General features: G+C 39.4%; 21 protein-coding genes. 15 read left to right on the plus strand and 6 right to left on the minus strand.

Features of this window, described 5'->3' with window-relative positions; translation table 11 throughout:
• Window positions 1-161: 161 nt before the first annotated feature.
• The 4 genes from KGF34_RS11805 to KGF34_RS01260 form a co-directional block, all read right to left on the minus strand.
• Window positions 162-416 carry a tryptophan-rich sensory protein gene (locus KGF34_RS11805; protein WP_354667453.1) on the minus strand — a complete coding sequence of 85 codons (255 nt, stop codon included), beginning with the start codon at window positions 414-416 and terminating at the stop codon, window positions 162-164.
• 133 nt (window positions 417-549) lie between these two features.
• On the minus strand, window positions 550-1,299 hold the full coding sequence (locus KGF34_RS01250) for a phosphotransferase (RefSeq protein WP_252559574.1): 750 nt from the start codon (window positions 1,297-1,299) through the stop codon (window positions 550-552).
• Window positions 1,300-2,099: 800 nt separating this feature from the next.
• A complete protein-coding gene (gene adhE, locus KGF34_RS01255) occupies window positions 2,100-4,721 on the minus strand; it encodes a bifunctional acetaldehyde-CoA/alcohol dehydrogenase (protein ID WP_252559575.1) in 2,622 nt (873 codons plus the stop codon).
• A gap of 61 nt (window positions 4,722-4,782) precedes the next feature.
• Window positions 4,783-5,505, minus strand: coding sequence for a leucine-rich repeat domain-containing protein (locus KGF34_RS01260; protein WP_249376391.1), 723 nt, complete (start codon window positions 5,503-5,505; stop codon window positions 4,783-4,785).
• Between the two features lie 494 nt (window positions 5,506-5,999).
• Here KGF34_RS01260 and KGF34_RS01265 point away from each other — a divergent pair, with 494 nt between their 5' ends.
• From KGF34_RS01265 to KGF34_RS01275, 3 genes are all read left to right on the plus strand, one after another.
• The gene (locus KGF34_RS01265) at window positions 6,000-7,265 is read left to right on the plus strand and encodes a cation:proton antiporter (RefSeq protein ID WP_252559576.1); all 1,266 of its coding nucleotides are present in this window, start codon (window positions 6,000-6,002) and stop codon (window positions 7,263-7,265) included.
• A gap of 310 nt (window positions 7,266-7,575) precedes the next feature.
• Window positions 7,576-9,147, plus strand: coding sequence for a peptidoglycan-binding protein (locus tag KGF34_RS01270; RefSeq protein WP_249376389.1), 1,572 nt, complete (start codon window positions 7,576-7,578; stop codon window positions 9,145-9,147).
• Window positions 9,148-9,243: 96 nt separating this feature from the next.
• A complete protein-coding gene (locus KGF34_RS01275) occupies window positions 9,244-9,480 on the plus strand; it encodes a DUF896 domain-containing protein (RefSeq protein ID WP_022234595.1) in 237 nt (78 codons plus the stop codon).
• 161 nt (window positions 9,481-9,641) lie between these two features.
• Here KGF34_RS01275 and KGF34_RS01280 read toward each other — a convergent pair whose 3' ends face one another.
• Window positions 9,642-10,955: a GTP-binding protein gene (locus KGF34_RS01280; protein WP_252559577.1), complete on the minus strand. Its 1,314-nt coding sequence runs from the start codon at window positions 10,953-10,955 to the stop codon at window positions 9,642-9,644.
• A gap of 176 nt (window positions 10,956-11,131) precedes the next feature.
• Window positions 11,132-12,511 carry a TrpB-like pyridoxal phosphate-dependent enzyme gene (locus tag KGF34_RS01285; protein WP_022234597.1) on the minus strand — a complete coding sequence of 460 codons (1,380 nt, stop codon included), beginning with the start codon at window positions 12,509-12,511 and terminating at the stop codon, window positions 11,132-11,134.
• Window positions 12,512-12,724: 213 nt separating this feature from the next.
• Here KGF34_RS01285 and KGF34_RS01290 point away from each other — a divergent pair, with 213 nt between their 5' ends.
• The 12 genes from KGF34_RS01290 (at window position 12,725) to KGF34_RS11710 (ending at window position 24,592) form a co-directional block, all read left to right on the plus strand.
• Window positions 12,725-13,651 (plus strand): substrate-binding domain-containing protein, encoded by a 927-nt coding sequence (locus KGF34_RS01290; RefSeq protein WP_252559578.1) that lies wholly within the window; start codon window positions 12,725-12,727, stop codon window positions 13,649-13,651.
• Window positions 13,648-14,517 carry a phosphate ABC transporter permease subunit PstC gene (gene pstC / locus KGF34_RS01295; RefSeq protein ID WP_249376382.1) on the plus strand — a complete coding sequence of 290 codons (870 nt, stop codon included), beginning with the start codon at window positions 13,648-13,650 and terminating at the stop codon, window positions 14,515-14,517. Before KGF34_RS01290 ends, pstC begins: the two co-directional genes overlap by 4 nt.
• The gene (gene pstA, locus KGF34_RS01300) at window positions 14,510-15,400 is read left to right on the plus strand and encodes a phosphate ABC transporter permease PstA (RefSeq protein WP_252559579.1); all 891 of its coding nucleotides are present in this window, start codon (window positions 14,510-14,512) and stop codon (window positions 15,398-15,400) included. The genes pstC and pstA overlap by 8 nt, the downstream gene beginning before the upstream one ends.
• 17 nt (window positions 15,401-15,417) lie before the next feature.
• Window positions 15,418-16,170 carry a phosphate ABC transporter ATP-binding protein PstB gene (gene pstB / locus KGF34_RS01305; RefSeq protein WP_022234601.1) on the plus strand — a complete coding sequence of 251 codons (753 nt, stop codon included), beginning with the start codon at window positions 15,418-15,420 and terminating at the stop codon, window positions 16,168-16,170.
• The gene (gene phoU / locus KGF34_RS01310; RefSeq protein ID WP_195411265.1) at window positions 16,170-16,811 is read left to right on the plus strand and encodes a phosphate signaling complex protein PhoU; all 642 of its coding nucleotides are present in this window, start codon (window positions 16,170-16,172) and stop codon (window positions 16,809-16,811) included. The genes pstB and phoU overlap by 1 nt, the downstream gene beginning before the upstream one ends.
• 100 nt (window positions 16,812-16,911) lie before the next feature.
• Complete coding sequence (locus KGF34_RS01315; protein WP_022234603.1) at window positions 16,912-17,583, plus strand: response regulator transcription factor; 672 nt, start codon at window positions 16,912-16,914, stop codon at window positions 17,581-17,583.
• A gap of 3 nt (window positions 17,584-17,586) precedes the next feature.
• A complete protein-coding gene (locus tag KGF34_RS01320; RefSeq protein ID WP_252559580.1) occupies window positions 17,587-19,257 on the plus strand; it encodes an ATP-binding protein in 1,671 nt (556 codons plus the stop codon).
• 191 nt (window positions 19,258-19,448) lie between these two features.
• Window positions 19,449-21,218, plus strand: a complete 1,770-nt coding sequence (locus KGF34_RS01325; protein WP_252559581.1) for a Na/Pi cotransporter family protein — start codon at window positions 19,449-19,451, stop codon at window positions 21,216-21,218.
• A 115-nt stretch (window positions 21,219-21,333) separates the two neighbouring features.
• Window positions 21,334-22,122: an MBL fold metallo-hydrolase gene (locus KGF34_RS01330; protein ID WP_249376377.1), complete on the plus strand. Its 789-nt coding sequence runs from the start codon at window positions 21,334-21,336 to the stop codon at window positions 22,120-22,122.
• A gap of 9 nt (window positions 22,123-22,131) precedes the next feature.
• The gene (rlmH, locus tag KGF34_RS01335) at window positions 22,132-22,617 is read left to right on the plus strand and encodes a 23S rRNA (pseudouridine(1915)-N(3))-methyltransferase RlmH (protein WP_022234607.1); all 486 of its coding nucleotides are present in this window, start codon (window positions 22,132-22,134) and stop codon (window positions 22,615-22,617) included.
• Window positions 22,618-22,626: 9 nt separating this feature from the next.
• Window positions 22,627-24,363 (plus strand): NFACT RNA binding domain-containing protein, encoded by a 1,737-nt coding sequence (locus KGF34_RS01340; RefSeq protein WP_252559582.1) that lies wholly within the window; start codon window positions 22,627-22,629, stop codon window positions 24,361-24,363.
• 106 nt (window positions 24,364-24,469) lie between these two features.
• Window positions 24,470-24,592: a hypothetical protein gene (locus KGF34_RS11710; RefSeq protein WP_271229648.1), complete on the plus strand. Its 123-nt coding sequence runs from the start codon at window positions 24,470-24,472 to the stop codon at window positions 24,590-24,592.
• Window positions 24,593-24,744 lie beyond the last annotated feature (152 nt).

Here is a 24,744-nt window from a genome sequence, read left to right on the forward strand (position 1 = left end):
CGCCTGTTTTAACAAACTTAGTTTTAGCACGCAAACAGCGTGGCTGTTTGCGCCTGATAAATTGTTATATCGGAAGATTTTTATGGGCGCTGCCCAAACCCGCAATTTTTGAAAAAATTGAGTAAACTTTTTTTGTTTTTGAGAGGAGAATTTAGCGTTAGCTAAATTTCAATGCCCGACCGACACTCCGCTAAACCATAATTTAAATAAGCTGCAAATGTTACCCATTTTATCATTAAAATTATAAGTAACCATAAAAGTATTGTCAATACGATGGGGAATAGAAAATCAGGGGGTGTGAGTGGAGGTTTATTAGCATTTTTAAAACTCTCCATTCCCATCATTGTAATTAATCCGGATAAACCTCCAATGCCAAGACTTATAGCCAGACTGATTGAAAGTTGTTTATAATTAATTTGTGTACACTTGACATATTGTTCACCTCAAAAAAATGCTCCTGTTCTATTTTATGAACAGGAGCATTTTTTATTCGGGAATTAGAAAGTAAGGAGAATTAATAAAAAGATTTAAATAATTTATGAATTAAAATTACTGGTAATCGCAAACATTTACCCATGAGAGTAAGAATTCACGCTCTTCCTCTTTGCCCTTAACTGACTGAGAAGCAGCTACAATCGGTAACCATTCCTGTACATACTGGCGAGCAGTATCAGTCTTGTCACAGAATAACTTAATATACTTTTCAGCAAGTTCATCCTGCTTGTTAAGTTTAAATAAGAGATATGTTCTTGCAGCATCAGCAGAGCCGTTGCCTTGTGTTGCATGTGACCAGTCGAGAATATACGGTGTGCCGTCAGCAGTAATAATTATGTTACTTGGGTTAAAGTCACCGTGGCAAACCTTTGTATGCTTAGGCATACCGTTTAAACGGGTAGAAAGCTCATATCTTGTTGTAGCGTCAAGACCTGTTTCGGAAATTTTACGCTGCATTTTATCTTTAAGTTTGTTAAGTAAAGGAGCTTTCTTTGATAAAACTTCCATCTGCAAATTTACAAATAACTCAAGATATTCATCTGTCTTTTCAGGATTTTCTTCCATAAGTTGAGCAAGTGTTTTACCTTCGATGTAATCGGAAATGATTGCCCACTTTCCGTCAATTTTAGTTACTTCCTGTAAAGACGGAATATTAAGACCTGTTTCTTCTACACGAGCCTGATTAAGTGCCTCGTTGAGTATATCTGATTTTGGGAAAGATTCGTCAAAAACCTTAATGGTCTTATCGCCATCTTTATATATAACCTTATTCTTTCTTTCGGCAAGAATTGTTTCAAATTTCATAAAAGTCATTCCTTTCAATAAAAAACTAAGCAATTTCTCTTTTGCTTTGGTTATATTATACAACAACTTTATGCTTAGGTATAGAGGTAAAATAACAGAAGTTTTAATAAATTCTTTGGTTAATTAGACAATATAATTTTAGTGTTTTTGTATGAGTGAATAAAAAATAATACCATAATTGAGCGTATATAACAAAAATTATGTTAAATTATTAACTAAACTATTGATAAAAACTTAACAATGTTTTGTGCATATTGACATTTTTTTAACGATAAATATTTAACAATTAAATTATGGTTTAGAAAATTGTTTCGACAGGTAATTATAAAAGTTTGGTCGACCTTTTCAAAGGTCGTGGGTGTGGGCAAAGCCCACAAATACTTTCCGTTTATGCAAGCTAACGATAGCCAAACAGCTCGCTGTTTGGCGGCTTGAACACAACGGCGTTAGCCATTAAAAGTTGCGATAGCAACAAGAAAGCCATTCGATATATAATGAAAAGTTAATCATTTCTTTTATAAAAGGCTTTCGCCTGTTTTTTCAAACTCGGTGCAAGCACGCAAACAGCGTGGCTGTTTGCGGCTGATAAATTGTTATATCGGAAGATTTTTATGGGCGCTGCCCATACCCGCAATTTTTGAAAAAATTGAGTAAACTCTTTTTGTTTTTGGGAGGATAATTTAGCGTTAGCTAAATTTCAATCCCCGACCGACACTCCGCTTAACCATAATTTATAAATATAACCTAAAAAAATCCCCCGTGGGAAACCACGGGGGAGAAGTAACGAAATAATTTATCTATTAAACTGTCTCGCTGTTGTTGCCATAATAAGCATTGAGGTACATCTGCTTGATTTCCTTGAAGAGTGGGTATCTTGGGTTAGCGCCTGTGCACTGATCGTCGAATGCCTGCTCTGTCATATCGTCAAGTCTTGCAAGGAAGTCAGCTTCATCGATACCGTACTCCTTGATTGAGTTCTTAATACCAACTCTCGCCTTAAGGTCATTGACAGCCTTAATGAGGTTCTCAACGCTTTCAGCATCGTCCTTACCGCCAAGACCGAGGAATCTTGCTACTTCAGCGTAACGAGCCTGTGTCTTTGGATGATCATACTGTGGGAATGTACCCATCTTAGCAGGAGTTTCTACAGAGTTGAAACGGATAACCTGCTCAAGCATAAGGGCATTAGCAATACCGTGTGGAATGTGGTGGAAAGCACCAAGCTTATGAGCCATTGAGTGACATACACCGAGGAATGCGTTAGCAAATGCCATACCTGCCATTGTAGCACCGTGAGCAACTTTCTCACGAGCAAAAGGCTCATTCATACCGTTGTCATAGCAAGCCGGGAGATACTTGAAGATAACTTCAAGAGCTCTGAGTGCAAGACCGTCTGTAAAGTCAGTAGCCATCATTGATGCATAAGCCTCAAGTGCGTGGCTGACAGCATCGATACCTGATGCAGCTGTAAGACCCTTAGGACCGCTCATCATATTGTTAGCATCTACGATAGCCATATTTGGCATAAGCTCGTAGTCAGCGAGTGGGTACTTAACGCCTGTTTCCTGATCTGTGATAACTGCGAATGGTGTTACCTCAGAACCTGTACCTGAAGATGTTGGAACAGCGATGAAGTAAGCCTTTTCACCCATCTTAGGGAATGTGTAAACTCTCTTACGAATATCGCAGAAACGCATAGCCATATCCATAAAGTCTGCTTCCGGATGCTCATAGAGAACCCACATAATCTTACCGGCATCCATTGCTGAACCGCCGCCGAGTGCGATGATTACATCAGGCTCAAACTTACGCATAGCCTCTGCACCCTTCTGAGCAGAGATAAGTGACGGATCAGGCTCAACATCAGCAAATGTTGTGTAAACAATGCCCATCTCATCAAGTTTATCTGTGATTGGCTTTGTATAACCATTCTTGTAAAGGAATGAGTCAGTTACGATAAATGCTCTCTTCTTACCCATAACATCCTTGAGTTCCTGAAGAGCAACAGGCATACAGCCTCTCTTAATATAAACCTTCTGTGGTGCTCTGAACCAAAGCATATTTTCTCTCCTCTCGGCTACTGTCTTAATGTTGATAAGGTGCTTGACACCTACGTTCTCTGAAACTGAGTTACCGCCCCATGAGCCGCAGCCGAGTGTAAGAGATGGTCTAAGCTTAAAGTTGTAGAGGTCACCGATACCACCCTGTGAAGATGGTGTGTTTACGAGGATACGGCAAGTCTTCATACGGCCTGCGAACTCGTCAATCTTAGCTCTCTCGTTAACAGCATCAACATAGAGGGAAGATGTATGACCGTAACCGCCGTCAGCAACGAGCTGCTCAGCCTTAGCAAGTGCATCTTCAAAGTCCTCTGCCTTGTACATAGCAAGTACAGGAGAAAGCTTCTCGTGTGCAAACTCTTCGCTGATGTCAACGCTTTCAACTTCACCGATAAGAATCTTTGTTTCTTCAGGAACTGTTACACCTGCAAGAGCAGCAATTGTAACAGGCTTCTGACCAACGATCTTAGCGTTAAGTGCGCCGTTGATGATGATAGTCTTTCTTACCTTCTCTGTCTCTTCGTCGTTAAGGAAATAGCAGCCACGAGCCTTAAATTCCTTTTTAACCTTTGAATAAATCTTCTTTTCAACGATAACTGACTGCTCTGAAGCACAAATCATACCGTTATCGAATGTCTTTGAGTGAATAATTGAGTTTACAGCAAGGAGAATATCTGCTGATTCGTCAATAATTGCAGGAGTGTTACCTGCACCAACGCCGAGAGCAGGCTTACCTGATGAGTAAGCAGCCTTAACCATGCCGGGACCACCTGTAGCAAGGATGCAATCAGCTTCCTGCATAAGCATATTTGTAAGCTCAAGGCTTGGAATGTCAATCCAGCTGATAATGCCCTCCGGAGCACCTGCAGCTACAGCAGCCTCAAGAACAACCTTAGCAGCCTCAATTGTGCTCTTCTTAGCACGTGGGTGTGGGCTGATGATGATACCGTTTCTTGTCTTTAAGCAGATAAGTGTCTTAAAGATAGCTGTTGATGTTGGGTTTGTTGTTGGAATAACTGCAGCGATAACACCGATTGGCTCTGCAATCTTCTTAATACCGAAAGATTTGTCCTCTTCGATTACGCCACATGTCTGAACATTTTTATAAGCATTGTAAATGTACTCAGAAGCGAAGTGGTTTTTGATAACCTTATCTTCAGCTACGCCCATGCCTGTTTCTTCAACAGCCATTTTAGCGAGTGGGATTCTCATCTTGTTAGCTGCGGATGCTGCTGCAAGGAAAATCTTGTCAACCTGTTCCTGTGTGTAGGTTGCGAAAATCTTCTGAGCTTCTTTAACTTTTGCTAAAGCTGCCTCAAAAGTCTCTGCGTTTTCTACGATCGGATACTCTTTTGTGCTCATTAAATCTACCTCTTATCTAGCATTTTGTATTTTATTCAGCAAAAAGCTGAAAATGGATGACTTATTCTTCAACAGCTTTAAATTCAAGCTTGTTGGTTTTTCCGTTGGTTTTTACATAGTTTTCTGCGTAAGAACCCTTTGGAGCATTTATTGTAACAGTGTTTGCGTTATCACAAACGCTGTATTCAGACATTTTAGTTACATTGGCAGGAATGTCGATTTCTGTAATGGCAGGGCACTGATAAAAAACATATTCTCTGATTTCTTCAAGACTGCCTGATTCGATAGTTACTTTTTTAACTCCCGAACCCTGGAAAGTGAAAAGACCAAGGTCTGTTACCGAACCCGGAACTGTAACTTCTTCAAGTGAAGTACAGAGGAAAAATACATTATTGCCTAATGTTTTAAGATTTTTGGAAAGTGTAACCGACTTAAGATTTGTACATGACTGGAAAGCATGACCCTCAATCTCAGTTACCGTATCGGGAATTGTTATACTCTCAATGTCCTTTTCGCTGAAAGCGTTAGGACCTATTGATGTTACTTTATAGTTGTTATAGGTATCCGGAATAACAATATTTTTTTCGTTACCTGTGTACTCTGTTACCATAAGCTCATTGCTGTTTACAATGTAATAACCAAAGCCGTTGTCTGTAAGGTCAGGCTTTGTAGCTTCAATGGTATAGCCGGGTTCATTTTTATTCGAACAGCCACAGCCTGCAAGGCTGAACACCATTGTTGCACACATTGCACCTGCAATAAGTGCGCATAATATTTTTTTCATAATTTGAAGGATCCTTTCAAACTTATACTGATACTGATTTTCAAATTTTCAGTAATACCATTCTAACATCTTTGTTAAATATTTGTCAATGTTTTTTTCGCTTTTTTTTTCGCTTTTTGTTACTTTTATCGCATTACATAATAAATTAGTATTGAGGTATGCTGTATTCTTACATATTCGACAAAACAATAAGAAATTATTTCTAATTACAAATTAAGAATAAAGGATTAAATACTTGAATGTCTTTAAAATGGTAATTTAAAATACCATAAAAAAACAACTAATTTTCTAAAATTTTAAAATCAATTATATATAGATAAAAAATACATAAATATTATAGATAAATGCTAAAAAATGTAAATAACAACAAAACTGTTGCTACTGTTAAGATATTAACAATACCGTCTTGAAATTTAAAGCAAAAGTGCTAAAATATATGGTGGAAAATTTTTAATATTTCCTATATTAATATGTATAGGAAGAAGGGGCGCACTATGGATTTAATGCTTATTCTAAGAAATCTTGCCATAATCCTTGTTGCTGCTAAGCTTTGCGGACTTCTTGCCCGTAAGCTCAAAGCACCGCAGGTTGTTGGCGAAATCATTGCCGGCCTTATTATCGGACCTTCACTGCTTAACCTTGTAGTTAAGGACGATTTTATTTCAGGTATGGCAGAAATCGGCGTAATTTTACTTATGTTCTCGGCAGGTTTGGGAACAGACCTTAAGGAACTTGTAAAAACAGGGCCTGTTGCATTGTTGATTGCTTTGTCAGGTGTTGCTGTTCCTCTTGTAGGCGGTATGCTTGTTTATATGGGCTTTGGATTCGGTACTCCGGATACACGGCTTTACGAAGGCATATTTATGGGTACTGTTCTTGCGGCAACATCGGTTAGTATTACCGTACAGGCTCTTAAGGAAATGGGACATCTGAAAGGAAAGGTCGGCACAACGATACTTTCTGCTGCGATACTTGACGATATTATAGGTATTATTCTTCTTACCGTAGTTATCGGCTTCAAGAGCCCTGATGTTTCACCTGTTGATGTTTGCATCAAGACAATTCTTTTCTTTGTACTTGCAATTGTACTTGGTTTTGCACTTTACTTCCTCTTTAAATGGATCAGCAAGCACTGGCCTCATTCAAGAAGAATTCCGATTTTCGGACTTGTTCTTTGTTTTGCGGCAGCTTATTGTTCGGAAGAATTCTTTGGTATTGCCGATATTACAGGTGCTTATGTAGCAGGTATTATTCTTTGTAATATCAATGATGCGGGTTATATTGAAAGAAAAATGGACATCAGTTCATATATGATCTTCGGACCTATTTTCTTTGCAAGCATCGGTTTACAGACAAGTTTTGATAACTTTAATATGCAGATATTATGGTTCTCAATCGCACTTGTTGCTGTAGCTCTTGTAACCAAAATTATCGGCTGCGGCGGTATGGCAAAAATTTGTAAGTTCAATATGACGGATTCGCTTAAAATCGGTGTAGGTATGATGAACCGCGGTGAGGTTGCTCTTATTGTTGCGCAAAAGGGACTTGACGCAGGTCTTATGGACGCTAAGTTCTTTACAGCTGTAATCATTCTCATTATTGTTTCTTCAATTCTTACTCCTATCCTTTTGAAGGTTCTCTATGCAAAGTGGCCTGACAAAAAAGACAGTGTAATTGAAAACGAAAAGAAACTTGCTCAGGAAGGTGTAGGTGCTACTTACAATATTTCTGACAATGATTTCAAACATGATGAAAAATAATTTAATTATTACAAATTCAGCCGTACTCGTCAGAGTGCGGCTTATTTGTTGCCTCGTGTTTAATAAATAATTATATTTACAATTATTTCAAAATGTTACAAAAATTTACTTGATTTGTAATCTAAATGTGAATTAAAATTCTGATATTGAATTATAATAGCGCTTTTATTGTGCTTTTTAACAAAAAAGGAGAGGAATGCTAAACAAGGGGTTGATTTTTTCTTGAATATCTGCTATAATTATTACAAATTTGTTAATAAGTGTAATTTTGATGTAATTATTACACCTGACACAATTTGGAGGTAATACAATGCAGCGAAGTAAGAAAATTGCTTCTGTGCTGTTGAGTGTAACAATGCTTTCGGGTGCGTGCGCAGTCGCAGGCAGTACTACAGCTCATGCATCAGGCACAGGTGCAGGTCTTGCAGAGTGGGCGCTCAATGCATATTACAGCGGTTGGAGCTATGTTTACGGCGGAGCTACTCCTGGTACCGTAGATTGTTCCGGTCTTATTTATTCCTATTGCGGAGGCAACGCAAGAGGCGGAGATTCACAGCTGTATGCATCAAGCGCAAGTGGATATGTCAGCAACGGTATTCCACGAATACACGGACTCGGTCTTCATATGGATGGTCATGTCGGTGTATATATCGGCGACGGTATGGCAGTTGACGCAAGAAACGATGACGAAGATGTATGCTATGACACCGTAGATTATATGGGGTGGACACAGTGGTACAAGGTAGGCGCTATTGACTACATAGAAAACGGTTGGGAAGAGTTCAACGGTGATTATTATTACTATGAAAACGGCGAATACATTGTAGATACATCAAGAACAATTGACGGCACTACATATTACTTTGATTCAAAGGGCAGATCAAGCAATACTCCGTCAGATCCATCTTCTTCAAATTCTTCCGACAATTCTTCTTCAAGTTCAGACAACAACTCTTCAAACAACACGGTTGACGATTCTTCAACTGACAGCGACAACAGCAGTTCGACTGAAGAGGTAAAAGAAGAAACACCTACAGCGCCTGTTCTTTACAGAAACGGCGATGAGGGTGACGAAGTAACGAAGATACAGGAAAGACTTAAGGAGCTTGGCTACTATGATGGCGAAGTAAACGGTAAGTTTGACGATGCAACAGAGGCAGCTTACATTCAGTTCCAGCAGGCAGCAGGAGTAGATGTTGACGGTATTTCAGGTACAGACAGAGATATTCTTTACTCGGAAGATTGTCCTACCTATGCTGATGTTCAGGCAAAACTTGCTGAACAGACACCTACATATCAGTTGGGCGATCAGAGTAACTCAGTTCTCACAATTCAGAACAGACTTGCTATTCTCGGTTTCTTTAATGAAATAGCTACCGGCTACTTCGGAGAAACTACAGTACAAGCTGTTGAGGCATTCCAGCTTGCAAATAATCTTGAAGCTACAGGTATTGTGGATCAGGATACATATCAGGCAATGTTCTCGGCAACAGCACTTTCAAGCAACGGTTCCGCACTTGCTTCTACAGTAAGCTACACAGGTCCGTATGCAATGCCGCAGGTAGGTTCATCACAATTTGTTTTGCAGAATACACAAAATCAGGATTATACACATTCAGCCGCAGTTGTAGCGCAGGCTGCAAATAAGGTTACAAAGGCTGCACTTTCAAACACATCAGCCAATACACCTGCTATTATTTCGGCAGTTGTAAAGCGCAATCTTAATGTTGGTCTTTGGTTTGTAGTAGTTCTTGCTTTACTTTCGATTTTTGGCGGTGTATATATTATTAAAAATATTAAGGCTTCAAAAAAAGCCCGCCGTACAAGAGCAAGAAGCAAAAAAGCATATACAAGAGTAAAAACTGAGGCTCGTTACTGGTAAAAAATTAAGCCGTATCTTATGGTTGTCCATATGATACGGCTTTTGTATTGCAAAAAACTTTACAGTGTGGTATTATTAACATAGGAAGTGATTATTATGGATAAAGATTTAATTAAAAGAATAAATGAACTTGCAAAGAAAAAGAAAACACTCGGACTTAATGCTGAAGAACAGGCAGAACAGAAACAGCTTTATGCCGTGTATCTTGCTGAAATCAGAGAACAGTTTGATAATACTCTCGATAATGTAAGTATTAAACAGGAGGACGGTTCGGTTGTTCCGTTTAAATCCGCCGCCAAAAAGAAAACAAAAGAAGATAATAAATCAGAATAATTTATATTTTATATCAATAATTAAAAATTTAGGTTCTATTCTAAATGCGGAATACTTTTTCAAAACAATTTTAACTGTGTGCTAAACCATAAATTAATTACAATTTTTGATAAAAAACAGGGTTGATTCTATTTTCTGAATCAACCCTGTAATTATTTTTATTAATCGTCAAGACAATTGTCAAGTCTTTCAATAATATTCTGCTTATCCATATGCTGACCGATAAATACAAGTTTGGTTTCACGGTCGCCGTATTTTTCATCCCAATGCTCTTCAATATCAGGATACTCTTTAAAGTATTTCTTCTGCTCGCTCTTAGGGAATGCAGCAAGCCATTTGCCGTTTTCTGTAGCGGTAATCTGTACGCCTGCCTGCTCAAATACATAGAGGTAATCTCTCTTGTCTTTATCGGAGAACCAAAGAATACCCTTTGCACGAACAACGCCCTTTGGCCAATTGTTTACAAATTCCTGTAATTTTTCCTGATTGAACGGACGGCGGCTGTGGTACACAAAAGTACAGATACCGTACTCTTCGTCATCGTCACCGTGGTGGTGATGGTGGCAGCAGTGACCGTGCTCGTGGTCGCAGTGAGAGTGATCTTCGTCATCATGATGATGGTGATGCTCATGCTCGTCTTCATCGTGGTGATGATGGTGATGCTCATGCTCGTCCTCTTCGTGGTGCTGATGTTCGTGTTCATCCTCATCATGATCGTGATGCTCGTTTTTCTCGTCTTCGTCCTTATCGTAAGCCTGTGCCCAGCCTGCTGAACCTGCAGTTTCTTCAAAGTCATAAAGATTTGTATTGAGAATGTCGCCAACGCTTACCTTACCGTAGTTAGCCTCAATAATTTTAGCCTTTGGCTGAAGAGTTCTAATCATAGCTTTAACTCTGCCGAGCTGCTCCTCATTTACCATATCAACTTTGTTGAGAATGATAGTAGAACAGAACTCAATCTGCTGAATAACAAGGCTTTCAATGTCTTCTTCGTCAACATCGTCTTTAAGAAGATTGTCGCCGCAGCCAAACTCTGTAGCCATTCTGAGTGCGTCAACAACAGTTACAATGTTGTCAAGACGGCAGATAGCAGGAGTGCCTTCCTCTTCGTCACCCTCAAGTACAGCAATAGACTGTGCAATAGGGAGCGGCTCGCATATACCGCTTGCCTCAATGAGAATATAATCAAATTTACCTGACTTTACAAGTTCTGCAATCTGATTGATAAGGTCAACCTTAAGTGTACAGCAAATACAGCCGTTTGAAAGAGGAACAAGGTTGTCATCTTTTTGAGTAACAACGCCTGCTTTCTGAATAAGTTCAGCGTCAATATTAACTTCGCCTATATCATTTACGATAACGGCACATTTGTAGCCCTCCTGATTGCCGAGGACATGGTTGATAAGTGTAGTTTTACCGGAACCAAGATAACCTGTAAGAAGTGTTACAGGAATTGGAAGCTTTGGTTTTGCCATATATGTCATTTCCTTTCAAGAATAATTTTCTACGAATGGAATAATAGCACAACAGAATTATTTTGTCAAGTAGTTACGAGTTAGTTATGGCTAATTAAGTTGATATTTTTACAATTATTAATAAAAATTACTATAATAAAAAGGAGAGAGGAAAGCCTCTCTCCATAATAATTATATCAGTTCTCCGGAACATTCGGAAGACCGTCAAAGCCTTTCTGGAGTTCCTCGTCTGTCGGAATATAGTCGCTCATAAGACCGTCGTTAAACTTCTCATATGCAAGCATATCGAAGTAGCCTGTACCTGTAAGACCAAAGAGAATAGTTTTTTCTTCGCCTGTTTCTTTACATTTGAGAGCCTCATCAATTGCAACTCTGATTGCATGGCTGCTTTCCGGAGCAGGGAGAATACCCTCAACTCTTGCAAATTGTTCTGCGGCAGCAAATACAGATGTCTGCTCAACAGAAGTAGCCTCCATAAGACCATCGTGGTAAAGCTGTGAAAGTGTGCTGCTCATACCGTGGTAACGAAGTCCGCCGGCATGGTTAGCGGACGGAATAAATCCGCTGCCGAGTGTGTACATCTTAGAGAGCGGGCAAACCTTGCCGGTATCGCAGAAGTCATATGCAAACTTACCTCTTGTCAAGCTTGGGCAAGATGCAGGTTCAACGGCAATAATTCTGTAATCAGCCTCACCTCTTAATTTTTCGCCTACGAACGGAGATATAAGACCGCCAAGGTTAGAACCGCCGCCGGCACAACCGATAATGATGTCAGGCTTAACATTGTATTTATCAAGAGCTTTTTTAGCCTCAAGACCGATAACCGACTGGTGAAGAAGTACCTGATTGAGCACACTGCCGAGTACATAACGGTATCCTTCTGTAGAAGTTGCAACTTCTACAGCCTCGGAAATTGCACAGCCAAGACTGCCTGTTGTGCCCGGGTGCTCCTTAAGAATTTTTCTGCCGACTGCAGTATCTGTAGACGGGGAAGGAGTAACACTTGCACCGTAAGTTCTCATAACTTCTCTTCTGAACGGCTTTTGTTCGTAAGATACTTTTACCATATATACCTTACAATCAAGACCGAAGTAAGAACAAGCCATTGAAAGGGCGGTACCCCACTGGCCTGCGCCTGTTTCTGTTGTAACGCCTTTAAGACCCTGCTTTTTAGCATAATAAGCCTGTGCAATGGCAGAGTTTAATTTATGACTGCCGCTTGTATTGTTACCCTCAAACTTATAGTAAATCTTAGCAGGAGTACCGAGAGCTTTTTCAAGGAAATATGCTCTGATAAGCGGGGACGGACGGTACATTTTATAGAAATCCTGAATTTCCTGCGGAATATCTATGTATGCGTCTGTATCGTTAAGTTCCTGTGCTACGAGTTCTTTACAGAAAACAGGATAAAGCTCCTCTGCTGTCATTGGTTTTAATGTAGCAGGGTTAAGAAGAGGAGCAGGCTTGTTTTTCATATCTGCACGAACATTATACCATTGAGTAGGTATTTCACTTTCGTCAAGATAAATTTTATATGGAATCTTTGTATTTTCCATTGGTTTCAGCCTCCTAAATATCAATATTTATAATATTATAACATATTATTTGCCTCTTGTCATCACTTTTTATAGAAAATATTATTTCATAACATAATTAAAATAATTTTTTACGGGTATTTTACAAATAGGAGGTAAATAGCTTTACAAAAATTAACTAAACTAAGACCGTACTCAAAAGAAGTACGATAATTATTTGAGGAGATTATATTTATGAAAAAAACAAGTACAAAATTATTATCGGTATTAGCAGCAGGCGTAATTATGGTAAGTGCATTTGCAGGCTGCGGAGGCAATTCTTCATCAACAGCATCAGGCGACAACTCAAGCAATGCCGGTTCATCAAACACAAGTGCTTTTGATACAAGCAAATCACTTTCTGTTATTACAAGAGAGCAGGGCTCCGGTACTCGTGATGCTTTCGTAGAGCTTACAGGTGTTCTTGTTAAAGACGGCGACACAAAGACAGACACAACAAGAACCGACGCTGTTACAGTAAACGGCACAGAGGCTGTTATTACTAATGTAAAGGGTAATGACGCAGCAATCGGTTACATTTCACTCGGCTCACTTAACGACAGTGTTAAGGCTCTTAAGATTGAAGATGTTGACGCAACAGCAGAGAATGTAAAGTCAGGCGAATATAAAATCAGCCGTCCGTTCAACATTGCTTATAAGGGCGACTTAAGCGGTCTTGCTAAGGACTTTGTAGATTATATCTTAAGTTCAGACGGTCAGGCAGTAATTTCTAAAGAGGGTTATGTTCCAGTATCTGAAAATGCAGCATATGCAGGAACAAAGCCGGAGGGCAAAATTACAGTTGCAGGTTCTTCTTCGGTATCTCCTGTAATGGAAAAACTTATTGAGGCTTACAAGCAGATTAATACAAAGGCAGAAATCGAACTCCAGACATCAGACTCATCGGCAGGTATGCAGTCTGCACTTGAGGGTACTTGTGACATCGGTATGGCATCAAGAGAGCTTAAGGATACAGAAACAGCTCTTGCATCAACAACAATTGCAAAAGACGGTATTGCGGTAATCGTAAATACAAACAATACTACAGAAAATCTCACAATGGATCAGGTAAAAGCTATCTACACAGGTGAAGCTAAGGTTTGGAGCGATATAACTAAATGAGATTAAGCAATATTAAAGAAAGGGCTATGCAGGGAGTTTTCTTCCTGACAGCCCTTGCCAGCATAGCGGCGGTTGTGCTTATTTGTATTTTCCTTTTCTACAACGGTGTTCCGGCAATGGCAGAAATCGGATTTTTTAATTTTATAGGCGGCACAGAATGGGCACCGACAAATGTTCCTGCAAGCTACGGAATATTTACAATGATTATCGGCAGTATCTATGTTACGGCAGGCGCTGTTGTAATCGGTGTGCCGATCGGAATTTTAACAGCGGTTTTCCTTGCTCGTTTTTGTCCGAAACCATTATATAAGGTTATAAAACCCGCAACAGAATTACTCGCAGGTATTCCGTCAATCGTTTACGGCTTTTTCGGACTTATGGTAATTGTACCGTTTATCAGAGATAACTTTGGCGGCGACGGTACAAGTTTGCTTGCGGCGTCAATAGTGCTCGGAATTATGATTTTGCCTACAATTATAGGCGTTTCGGAGTCGGCAATTCGTGCGGTGCCCGAAAATTACTACGAGGGTGCATTGGCACTCGGCGCAACAAGAGAGAGAAGTGTGTTCAAAACAATGCTTCCTGCCGCAAAGTCGGGTATTCTCGCAGGTGTTGTGCTTGGCATAGGCAGAGCTATCGGCGAAACTATGGCGGTTATCCTGATTGCAGGCAACCAGGTGCAGATTCCTACATCACTTACGGACGGTGTAAGAACGCTTACAGCAAATATTGTACTTGAGATGGGTTACTCAACAGGACTTCACAGACAGGCACTTATAGCAACAGGTGTAGTTTTGTTTGTGTTCATATTAATTATTACACTTTCAATGCAGGCAATTAAGAGCAGGAGTGAAAAGAATGGCTGATAACAATGAAATAAAGGCAATCAATAAAACAGGATTTGCCCAAAGATTAAGAGAATATAAAAGAAAGCCGCTCTCACTTGTTTTGTTTATATTGGTTGTACTTGCAGCGGCAATATCAGTGCTTGCTCTGGTATTTTTAATTGTGTATATTCTTGTAATGGGTGTTCCGCATATTACACCGGAGCTGTTTGCATGGGAATATAACAGTGATAATGTATCCTGTATGCCTGCAATTATCAATACTGTTGTGGTAACTTTGCTTACCTTGATAATTGCCGTACCGTTTGGCGTAGGTGCTGCGATTTACCTTGCGGAATATGCAAAAAGGGGCAACAAGTTTGTAAAACTTATCAGAACTATGGCAGAAACTCTTTCAGGTATTCCGTCGATTGTTTACGGTCTGTTCGGTATGTTATTCTTTGTAACTACTTTGCAGTGGCGACTTTCATTGCTTGCAGGTTCTTTTACACTTGCAATTATGGTATTACCGACAATTATGAGAACTACAGAGGAAGCTTTGCTTTCTGTTCCCGACTCGTACCGAGAGGGCAGTTACGGACTTGGCGCAGGCAAGCTGAGAACAATTATAAGAATAATTCTTCCGAGTGCAATGCCGGGTATTCTTGCAGGTATAATTCTTGCAGTCGGCAGAATAGTCGGAGAAACTGCGGCTCTTTTATATACATCGGGTTCGGCATCGGGTCTTGCAAAAGGTCTTATGTCTTCGGGCAGAACGCTTGCTATTCATATGTATGTACTTGCAAACGAGGGATTGCATACAGATCAGGCTTGGGCAACAGCGGTTGTATTGCTTGTGCTTGTACTTTTAATAAATACGCTTTCGGCATTTATCGCCAAAAAGCTTACAAGTAAAAATAAGTAAGAGTGGAAGGAAAATAAATGGATAAGTTTACAATTAAGGATATGAACCTGTATTACGGCAAATTTCACGCATTAAAGTCTGTAAACTTTAATATGGAGGCAAACCGTATTACAGCTTTTATCGGCCCGTCGGGCTGCGGTAAATCAACGCTCCTGAAGTCACTTAACAGAATGAATGATTTGGTTGAGGGTTGTAAAATTACAGGTGATATCCGTCTTGATAACGAGGATATTTACGGCAAAAATATGGATGTAAATGTTCTCAGAAAAAGAGTGGGTATGGTTTTTCAAAAAGCAAATCCGTTTCCTATGAGCGTGTATGATAACATAGCTTTCGGTCCGAGAACACACGGTATAAGAAGCAGAAGAGAGCTTGACGAAATCGTAGAGCAGTCTTTGAAAGATGCCGCTATCTGGGATGAACTTAAGGACAGACTTAAAAAGAGCGCACTCGGTCTTTCGGGCGGTCAGCAGCAGCGTCTTTGCATTGCAAGAGCGCTTGCGGTAAAGCCTGAAGTTTTACTTATGGACGAGGCAACATCTGCACTTGACCCTATTTCCACAGGTAAAATCGAGGAACTTTGTATGAAGCTTAAAGATAAATATACCATTATTATGGTTACACATAATATGCAGCAGGCAATGAGAATTGCTGATAATACGGCATTCTTCCTGCTTGGCGAAATGATTGAATGCACTGATACGGCTACCTTGTTTTCTACTCCAAAGGATAAGCGTACAGAGGAATACATTACAGGAAGGTTCGGCTAATGAGAGAGTATTTTGATTTGGAATTAAAAGCACTTAACGATAAACTCATTGAAATGGGCGCTTTGGTTGAAGGTGCAATAAAAAATACGATAACCATTATTACAAACGGTGAATACGATAAACTTGAAACATCAAGAATTATTGAAGAAAAAATCAATACGATGGAGAGAGAAATACAAAACTATTGTTTAAATCTCCTCCTTTTACAGTCGCCTGTTGCAGGTGACTTAAGAACGGTATCTGCGGCTCTTAAGATGATTACCGACCTTGAAAGAATCGGCGATCAGGCTATTGACATTGCGGAAATGTCAACTTATTTGAAAGACTGCGAAAATATTTATTCAATGACTCATCTTTCTGAAATGGCAGAGCGTTCTTCAAATATGGTAACAACGGCTATTGACGCTTTTGTTAAAAAAGACTTGAAACTTGCAAAGACCGTAGCTACTATGGACGACGCAATTGATGACCTTTTCAATAAGGTAAAACAAGAGGTTATCGATATTATAAACGCAAACAAAGAACTTGATCAGCAGGCTATAGATGTTTTGCTTATTGCAAAGTATTTTGAAAAAATCGGCGACCACGCAGAGAACATCGGTGAATGGGTTGTGTTTTCAATTACAGGAAAGACAGTATAACCTTTGATGATTTTTGTTGCAAATCAAGACTATTGTGATATAATTAGGTTTAAGGCGGAAGTATGTCTGCCTTAAATCTATATCGGGGAGTTAGAATTATATGTTAATTTATATTGTAGAAGACGATACAGACATCAGGGAGCTTGAAACCTACGCACTGAAAAACAGCGGTTATGAGGTTAAAAGCTTTGGAGAAAGCAAGAGTTTTTTTAAAGCGTGTGCGGAAATAAAGCCGCAGCTTGTTATTCTTGATGTAATGCTTCCCGATTTTGACGGATTGTCTGTACTTGAAAAATTAAGAAAAGACAAGTCTACAAAAAATATTCCGGTTATTCTTGTTACCGCAAAGTCAAGTGAGATGGATAAGGTAAAAGGACTTGATATGGGTGCCGACGATTACCTTACAAAGCCGTTCTCCGTACTTGAACTTATTTCAAGAGTAAGGGCAATTTTAAGACGCTGTACGGTAGAAGAAAAGCCCGAAACCGTGGAACTTGGCGGAATTGTTCTTGACGATTCAAAGCATATTGTAACTTCAAACGGAGAACAGTGCAGCCTTACATATAAGGAGTACGAATTGCTAAAATACCTGCTTAACAATAAAGGTATGGCGCTCACAAGAGAGAACATTATCATTAATGTTTGGGGTTACGATTTCGAGGGAGAGAGCCGTACGGTTGATATGCACATTACAACTCTAAGACAAAAACTCGGAGAATGCGGCAATCTTATTAAAACCGTGCGTAATGTAGGATACAAGGCAGGAGAATGATAAATGAAACTAAGAAAAATTCTTTTAAAAAGATTTATAATCACCGCTGGTGTATCCATTCTTTTGACGGCTGTTTTTTCAACAGCCGCTTTCTGGTTTATTTTTTCTTCTTCGGAAAAAACAACATTAAAAGATTATGCAAATATAGCCGCAAATCTTTATAATAAAAACAGCAGCTATGAATTGCTGCACGATTTAAGTTCATCACGAATAAGAGTTACATTGCTCGACGGCAACGGAAATGTTCTTTTGGAAAGCGATGACGGCGTTGATGTTACAAAAATGGGAAATCACTCCAATCGTCCCGAATTTATAAATGCAATGAAAAACGGATACGGCGATGACAGCAGAAAATCAGAAACACTCGGCAATGTTACATATTATTATGCTGTAAAAACTTCAAACGGAAATGTTTTGCGATTGTCTGAAACTATGGAAAACGGCTACTCCATTTTTATGCACCTTGTTCCGATTTTGTTTGCCGTAATAATTATTGTATTTATTCTTTGCTGTGTGCTTTCAAAAAGGTCAACGAAAAAAATTATTGCGCCTATAGAAAATTTCGAAAGCAATGTTGACGGCAATCAATATGAAGAATTAAGTTCAATTTCCCGCACCATTTCAAGTCAGCAAAAGCAGATTAACAAGCAGGTTTCACGCTTACAGCTTGAAAAAGACAGAATAGACACGCTTATTCAAAATATGTCCGAGGGCTTTATAATGCTTGATATGGATAAGAATATGCTTATGTGTAATCATTCCGCTTCAAAATATCTCGGCACGGATTCAGAGGGCACTGTTGGCGAAAGTCTTATTTCATTTTCACGCAATGAGGTTTTGTGCGAATGTGTTGACAAGGCTTTCAGCGGTGAACGCAGCAGCAATGAAGGCAATATAAACGGCAGAGTATTGCAGATAATTGCAAGTCCGGTGTATTCCAACAGCGAACAAAAAGGTGTAATCTGTCTTATAATTGATATTTCGGCTAAACGAAAAGCCGAAAAAATGAGGCGTGAATTTACCGCAAATGTTACACACGAGTTAAAAACTCCGCTCACTTCAATTTCGGGTTATGCGGAAATTATAGAAAGCGGAATTGTTGCACCGGAAGATATTGAAAGATTTGCCGGAAAAATTCATAAAGAATCAGGCAGACTGCTTTCTTTGATTGGCGATATTATAGAGCTTTCCGAACTTGACGAAAACACAAGACCCGTAAATTACGATAAGGTCGATTTGTCGGGACTTTCAAGAGAAGTAGCGGAAGATTTACATACAAATGCAAATAAACACGAGGTTGTCATTAAAGTTAATGCGGAAGATAAAATTTTAATAAACGGCAATCGTAACCAACTTTATGAACTTGTTTATAACCTTTGTGACAATGCGATAAGATATAACCGCAAGGGCGGAAATGTTACCGTTACTGTTAAAAAAGAGGACGAAAACGCCGTTCTCAGTGTTGCGGATACGGGAATCGGTATTCCGTTAAAACATCAAAAACGAGTTTTTGAGCGCTTTTACAGAGTTGACAAAAGCCGTTCTAAAGAAACCGGCGGCACAGGTCTTGGACTTGCAATTGTAAAACATATTGCCGAAAGACATGACGGTACTATTACATTAAAGAGTAATGAAAACGGTACGGTATTTACATTTAAAGTAAAAGCATTGTAAAAATTATAAAATGTACTTTTAGCAAAATTAAATATTAATATTTAATATTACGGCTGCGTCTTGTTTAAGTCTTACTTATAAACAGGCGCAGTTGTTGTTGTGTAAAAAACTTTACATAGATTTTACAAATGCAAAATAAAACTTTGACTTAATACTAATATCATTACAAAGGAAAAGGAGAGTTTAGGGATATGGATATTTTTTCGATTCTTCAGCTGTTGGGTGGCTTGGCACTCTTTTTGTATGGTATGAATACAATGGGTGACGGCCTTGAAAAATTCTCGGGCGGTAAACTTGAAAAAACTCTTGAAAAAATGACTAACAATACTTTCAAGGGATTTTTGCTCGGTGCAGCCGTTACAGCTGTTATACAGTCATCATCCGCTACTACGGTTATGGTAGTCGGCTTTGTAAACTCCGGTATTATGAAGCTAAGACAGGCAATAGGAATTATTATGGGTGCTAATGTCGGCACAACAGTTACAGCGTGGATTTTAAGCCTCTCGGGTATTGAGGGCGACAGCGTATTTATGCAGCTGCTTAAACCGACATCTTTTTCTGCTGTTTTTGCTTTTATAGGCATAATTCTTATTATGTTTACAAAGAGCGACAGTAAGAAAAACCTTGCGTCTATTCTTTTGGGATTTGCAATTTTAATGTTCGGTATGGATTCTATGAGTTCTGCGGTAGCACCTCTTTCTGACGATCCTAACTTTGCAAGTCTTCTTACAGTCTTTAATAACCCTGTATTCGGTATTATTGCAGGTGCATTGCTCACAGCAATTATCCAGAGTTCAAGCGCATCGGTCGGAATTTTGCAGGCACTTTCAAAAACAGGTGCGATTACATACTCAATGGCAATTCCGATTGTAATGGGTCAGAATATAGGTACTTGCGTAACTGCCTTGATTTCTTGTATAGGTGCAAAGAAAAACGCTAAGCGTGCTGCTTTGGTACACCTTTATTTTAATATTATAGGTACACTTGTAATTTGTGCGCTGTTCTACGGTTCAAATTTAATATTCCAATACGGATTCCTGGACGATGTAGTTGTCGAGGCAAATATCGCTGTTATCCATACAGCATTTAACATTGCAGCAACAGCTATGTTACTTCCTTTTACACGCCAGCTTGAAAAACTCGCTTGCCTTACAATTAAGGATACGGAAGAAGAAAGTGAAGCACCTTTCCTCGACGAGCGTTTCCTCAACACACCTTCACTTGCAACAGACCGTGCTTTAAATGTTACGGAAAAAATGGCAAGACTTTCGGAGGGTACACTTCTCGGCGCACTTGAAATGGTTGGTAATTATAACGAAAAAGCGGCTGACACACTTTCTGAAAACGAAGACACAATTGATATGTACGAAGATGTAATTTCGACATATCTTGTAAAACTAAGTCAGAAAAATCTTTCTGAAAACGACAGTAAAAGTGTTCAGAGAGTTTTGCACGGTATAGGTGATTTCGAGAGAATCAGCGACCACGCAATGAATATTGTCGGTGCCGCAAAAGAGATTGAGGAGAAAAAAGCGGTTTTCTCCGAAGGGGCTATGGCGGGTCTTAATGTTATGATGGACGCTATAAAAGAGATTATAAATAATGCAACGCTTGCATTTATCAATAACGATGTAAAACTTGCGGCGAAAGTTGAACCTCTTGAACAGGTTATTGACCGCATCAGAGATAAACTTAAAGAGGCTCATGTTAAGCGTCTTACAAACGGCGAATGTACAATAGAACTCGGATTTATTTTCTCTGACCTTATTACAAGTATGGAAAGAGTTTCCGACCATTGTTCAAACATTGCGGTCGGTGTTATTGAAATCAACAACAACGGCTACGATGCACACGAATATTTGCACGAGCTTAAAAATTCCGATGATATTCAGTACAACGCAGACTATAAGGAATACAAGAAAAAATATGCACTCCCTGCATCCGCTCTTGTTAAAAAATAATTTATTTAACCCACAGCAAATTTCAGCTGTGGGTTTTTTATTATGCAGATGACAAAATGCGAATTTTGTGTTATTATATATTATTATGATTATTGTTGAATAGGAGTAGATTAGTTTGGCAAAAGCGGTCCCGCTTTTTAGCGGCAGTAAAGGTAACAGTTATTTTCTGGGTACGGCAACACAGGGCGTGCTGATAGACGCAGGTCGTTCATGCAAACAGATTGAAAATGCATTACTTACAAATTCAATAGATCCACGTATAATAGGTGCGGTATTTATTACCCACGAGCATACAGACCATTGCAGTGCCGTAAAAGTGCTTGCATCACGCTATAATTTTAAGGTGTATGCAAGTCAGGGTACACTTGAGGCGCTTGAAAGGGCAAATCGTCTGGATAAACGCTTTGAAACCGAGGTTATCGAAAACGAAGTTGCGGTAGGCGATATGCTTATTAAAAGAATCGATACTCCGCACGATGCCGCTGAAAGCTGTTGCTACTCTGTAACGCTTGCAGACGGTAAAATCGCCACTGTTGCTACCGATATGGGATATATGACCGATGATGTAAGAAATGCCGTTGCACACAGCAATTTTGCGGTTATTGAGTCAAACCACGATGTTGATATGCTGAAAAACGGCCCGTATCCGTTTGTACTCAAAAAGCGAATACTCTCTAAATACGGTCATTTGTCTAATCCCGATTGTGCCGCCGAGCTTGCGGGACTTGTGCAGTCAGGTACTTTAAGACTTATGCTCGGTCACTTAAGTGAGCAAAATAATACTCCGTCAATAGCGCTTAATACAGCTGTAAACGAACTTTCAAAGTACGGAATGAATAGGGGAATAGATTATACTCTCGATGTAGCGCCCGTAGAAACTAATGCTAAATCGGTAATTTTTTAATGGTGAAAGATGATTAGAATAAATATAATTTGTATAGGAAAAATTAAAGAGAAATATTTTACAGACGCAATTTCCGAATACGCAAAACGACTTACTGCCTTTTGTAAATTTGCGGTAGTTGAACTTGCGGAAGAAAAAATAAGAAATAACAATCCGAACGAGGCTGAAATTTCAGAGGTAATTGAGGCAGAGGGAGAAAGAATACTTAAGAAAATCGGTGCAGGTGATTATGCGGTGGCAATGTGCATCGAGGGCAAACAGCTTTCAAGCGAAGAACTTTCTGCAATGCTCGACAATGCGGCAATTACAGGAAAAAGTACGGTGGATTTTATTATCGGCGGAAGTTACGGACTTAGCAATAAGGTGAAAAACAGAGCGGATTTCAAACTTTCTATGAGTAAAATGACATTTCCTCATCAGATGGCAAGAATGGTACTGTCGGAACAGATTTACCGTGCGTTTGAAATTTCTACCAACGGCAAATATCATAAATAGAGGTAAAAGATGGCTTTAGACGGAATTTTTTTAAGATATATAAAACACGAAATAGAAACCGAGGCGCTCGGTGCCAGGGTATCGCAGATTTATCAGCCGAACAGAGATGAACTTGTATTTGCGATGCGTACCTTTAACGGCAATAAAAAACTTTTGCTTTCGGCAAGGGCAAATTCACCGAGGGTGCATTTTTGCGGCAATACACCTGAAAATCCCGCTTCACCGCCTATGTTTTGTATGCTTTTGCGTAAGCGTATCGGCGGCGGAAAGCTGGTTGCGGTTCGTCAACAGGAATGCGACAGAGTGCTGTTCCTTGATTTTGAATGTGTAAACGAACTCGGCGATACCGTTCTAATAACAGTAGTTTGCGAAATTATGGGAATGTACAGCAATATTATTATTGTGGATTCAAACGGAGTAATTATTGATTCCCTCAAGCGTGTTGACCTGACTATGAGCAGCCGTAGACTTGTGCTTCCGAATATAAAATACGAACTTCCCGAGGCGCAGGATAAACTTTCAATTCTTAAACATTCGGCAGAAGAAATAGCGGAAAAAACAGTTGATTTTGACGGCGAAATGATGCTTAACAAGGCACTGCTAAGGGCAATTCAAGGTGTATCGCCTCTTGTGTGCAGAGAACTTGAGTACAGAGTGGGCGAGGGCACAACTACCCGTATGGATAAACAGCATTATGACAGACTTATTGGTGTGCTCAATAATTTGTATGTAAATGTTAATAAATATGCAGGCAAACCGTGTATGGTTATAAGAGATGACGGCAAGCCGATTGATTTTACATTTACAGATATTGAGCAATACGGAAATTTTGCTCAAATAAAGCACTTTGACACATATTCACAACTTCTTGACAGCTTTTACGAAACCAGAGATTCAAGAGAGAGAATGAGGGTCAAATCTCAAGACCTTACAAAAATGCTTGTTAATTTAAGCGAAAGAATTTCCCGTAAACTTGCAAAGCAAAAGATTGAACTTAAAGAATGTGCAAATCGTGAACAGCTTAGAATAAACGGCGATTTGTTGCAGGCAAATCTCTACCGTATTGAGCGTGGCGCATCTTTTGCGGAAGTGGAAAATTTTTACGATGAAAATATGTCGCTTATCCGCATAAAACTCAATCCTGCAATTTCTCCGGCAGCAAATGCTCAAAAATATTATAAAGATTATCAAAAAGCGAAAAATGCAGAGCATATTTTGACCGAACAGATTGAGAAAGGCAGGTCAGAGCTTGAATACATTGATTCTGTACTTGATACGGTAAGCCGTGCGGAGAGTGAGCGTGAACTTGCGCAGATAAGGGAAGAGCTTACCGAGCAGGGATATTTACGCAAACAAAAGGGCAAGCAAAGACCGCAGGCGGCACTGCCGCCGCTTGAATTTACTTCAAGTGACGGATTTAAAATTTTGGTAGGCAGAAACAATACTCAAAATGATAAACTTACATTAAAAATTGCAAATAAAAATGATATGTGGCTGCACACAAAAGATATTCACGGTTCGCATACAGTTGTTTTTGCGGAAGGCAGAGAAATTAGCGATACCGCAATTTTAGAGGCGGCACAGCTTGCCGCATATTACAGTAAAGCAAGAGAAAGCAGTCAAGTGCCTGTAGATTACACGCTTGTGCGTTATGTAAGCAAGCCAAGCGGTGCAAGACCGGGTATGGTTATTTATGTAAATAACAAAACTGTTTATGTCACACCGAAAGCAAATATTTCCGAATAAAAAACTCGGCAATCTTTACGGTTGCCGAGTTTTGTGCTGTCAGTTAATATAATCAAGATATTTTAAGAACCGTTTTACGGCAGGTACGAATTATTTCAGAAATCAGATGGTACTTAAAGGCGAAAGCGATAAAGCGGTAAAGCCTGTTCTCAACAATCCGTCAACACCAAAGGGTGTTAAGTATTCGGGTACAATGACTTATGCGGTAGCTCTTACCGACGCTGAATAATTTACCTACACGCTGAAAAAGTTATCTAAACTTTTCCTTCCCTTACAGCAGATCGTTACACTACAGTAGCGGTCTGTTTTTATTTATAATATCTTTAATTTTCTAAAAAAGTATGTTATAATTAAGCAAAATAACAAAATTAGGAATGATGT

It is taken from the genome of Ruminococcus sp. FMBCY1 (assembly GCF_023921805.1).
Taxonomy (GTDB): Bacteria; Bacillota; Clostridia; order Oscillospirales; family Acutalibacteraceae; genus Ruminococcoides; species Ruminococcoides intestinale_A.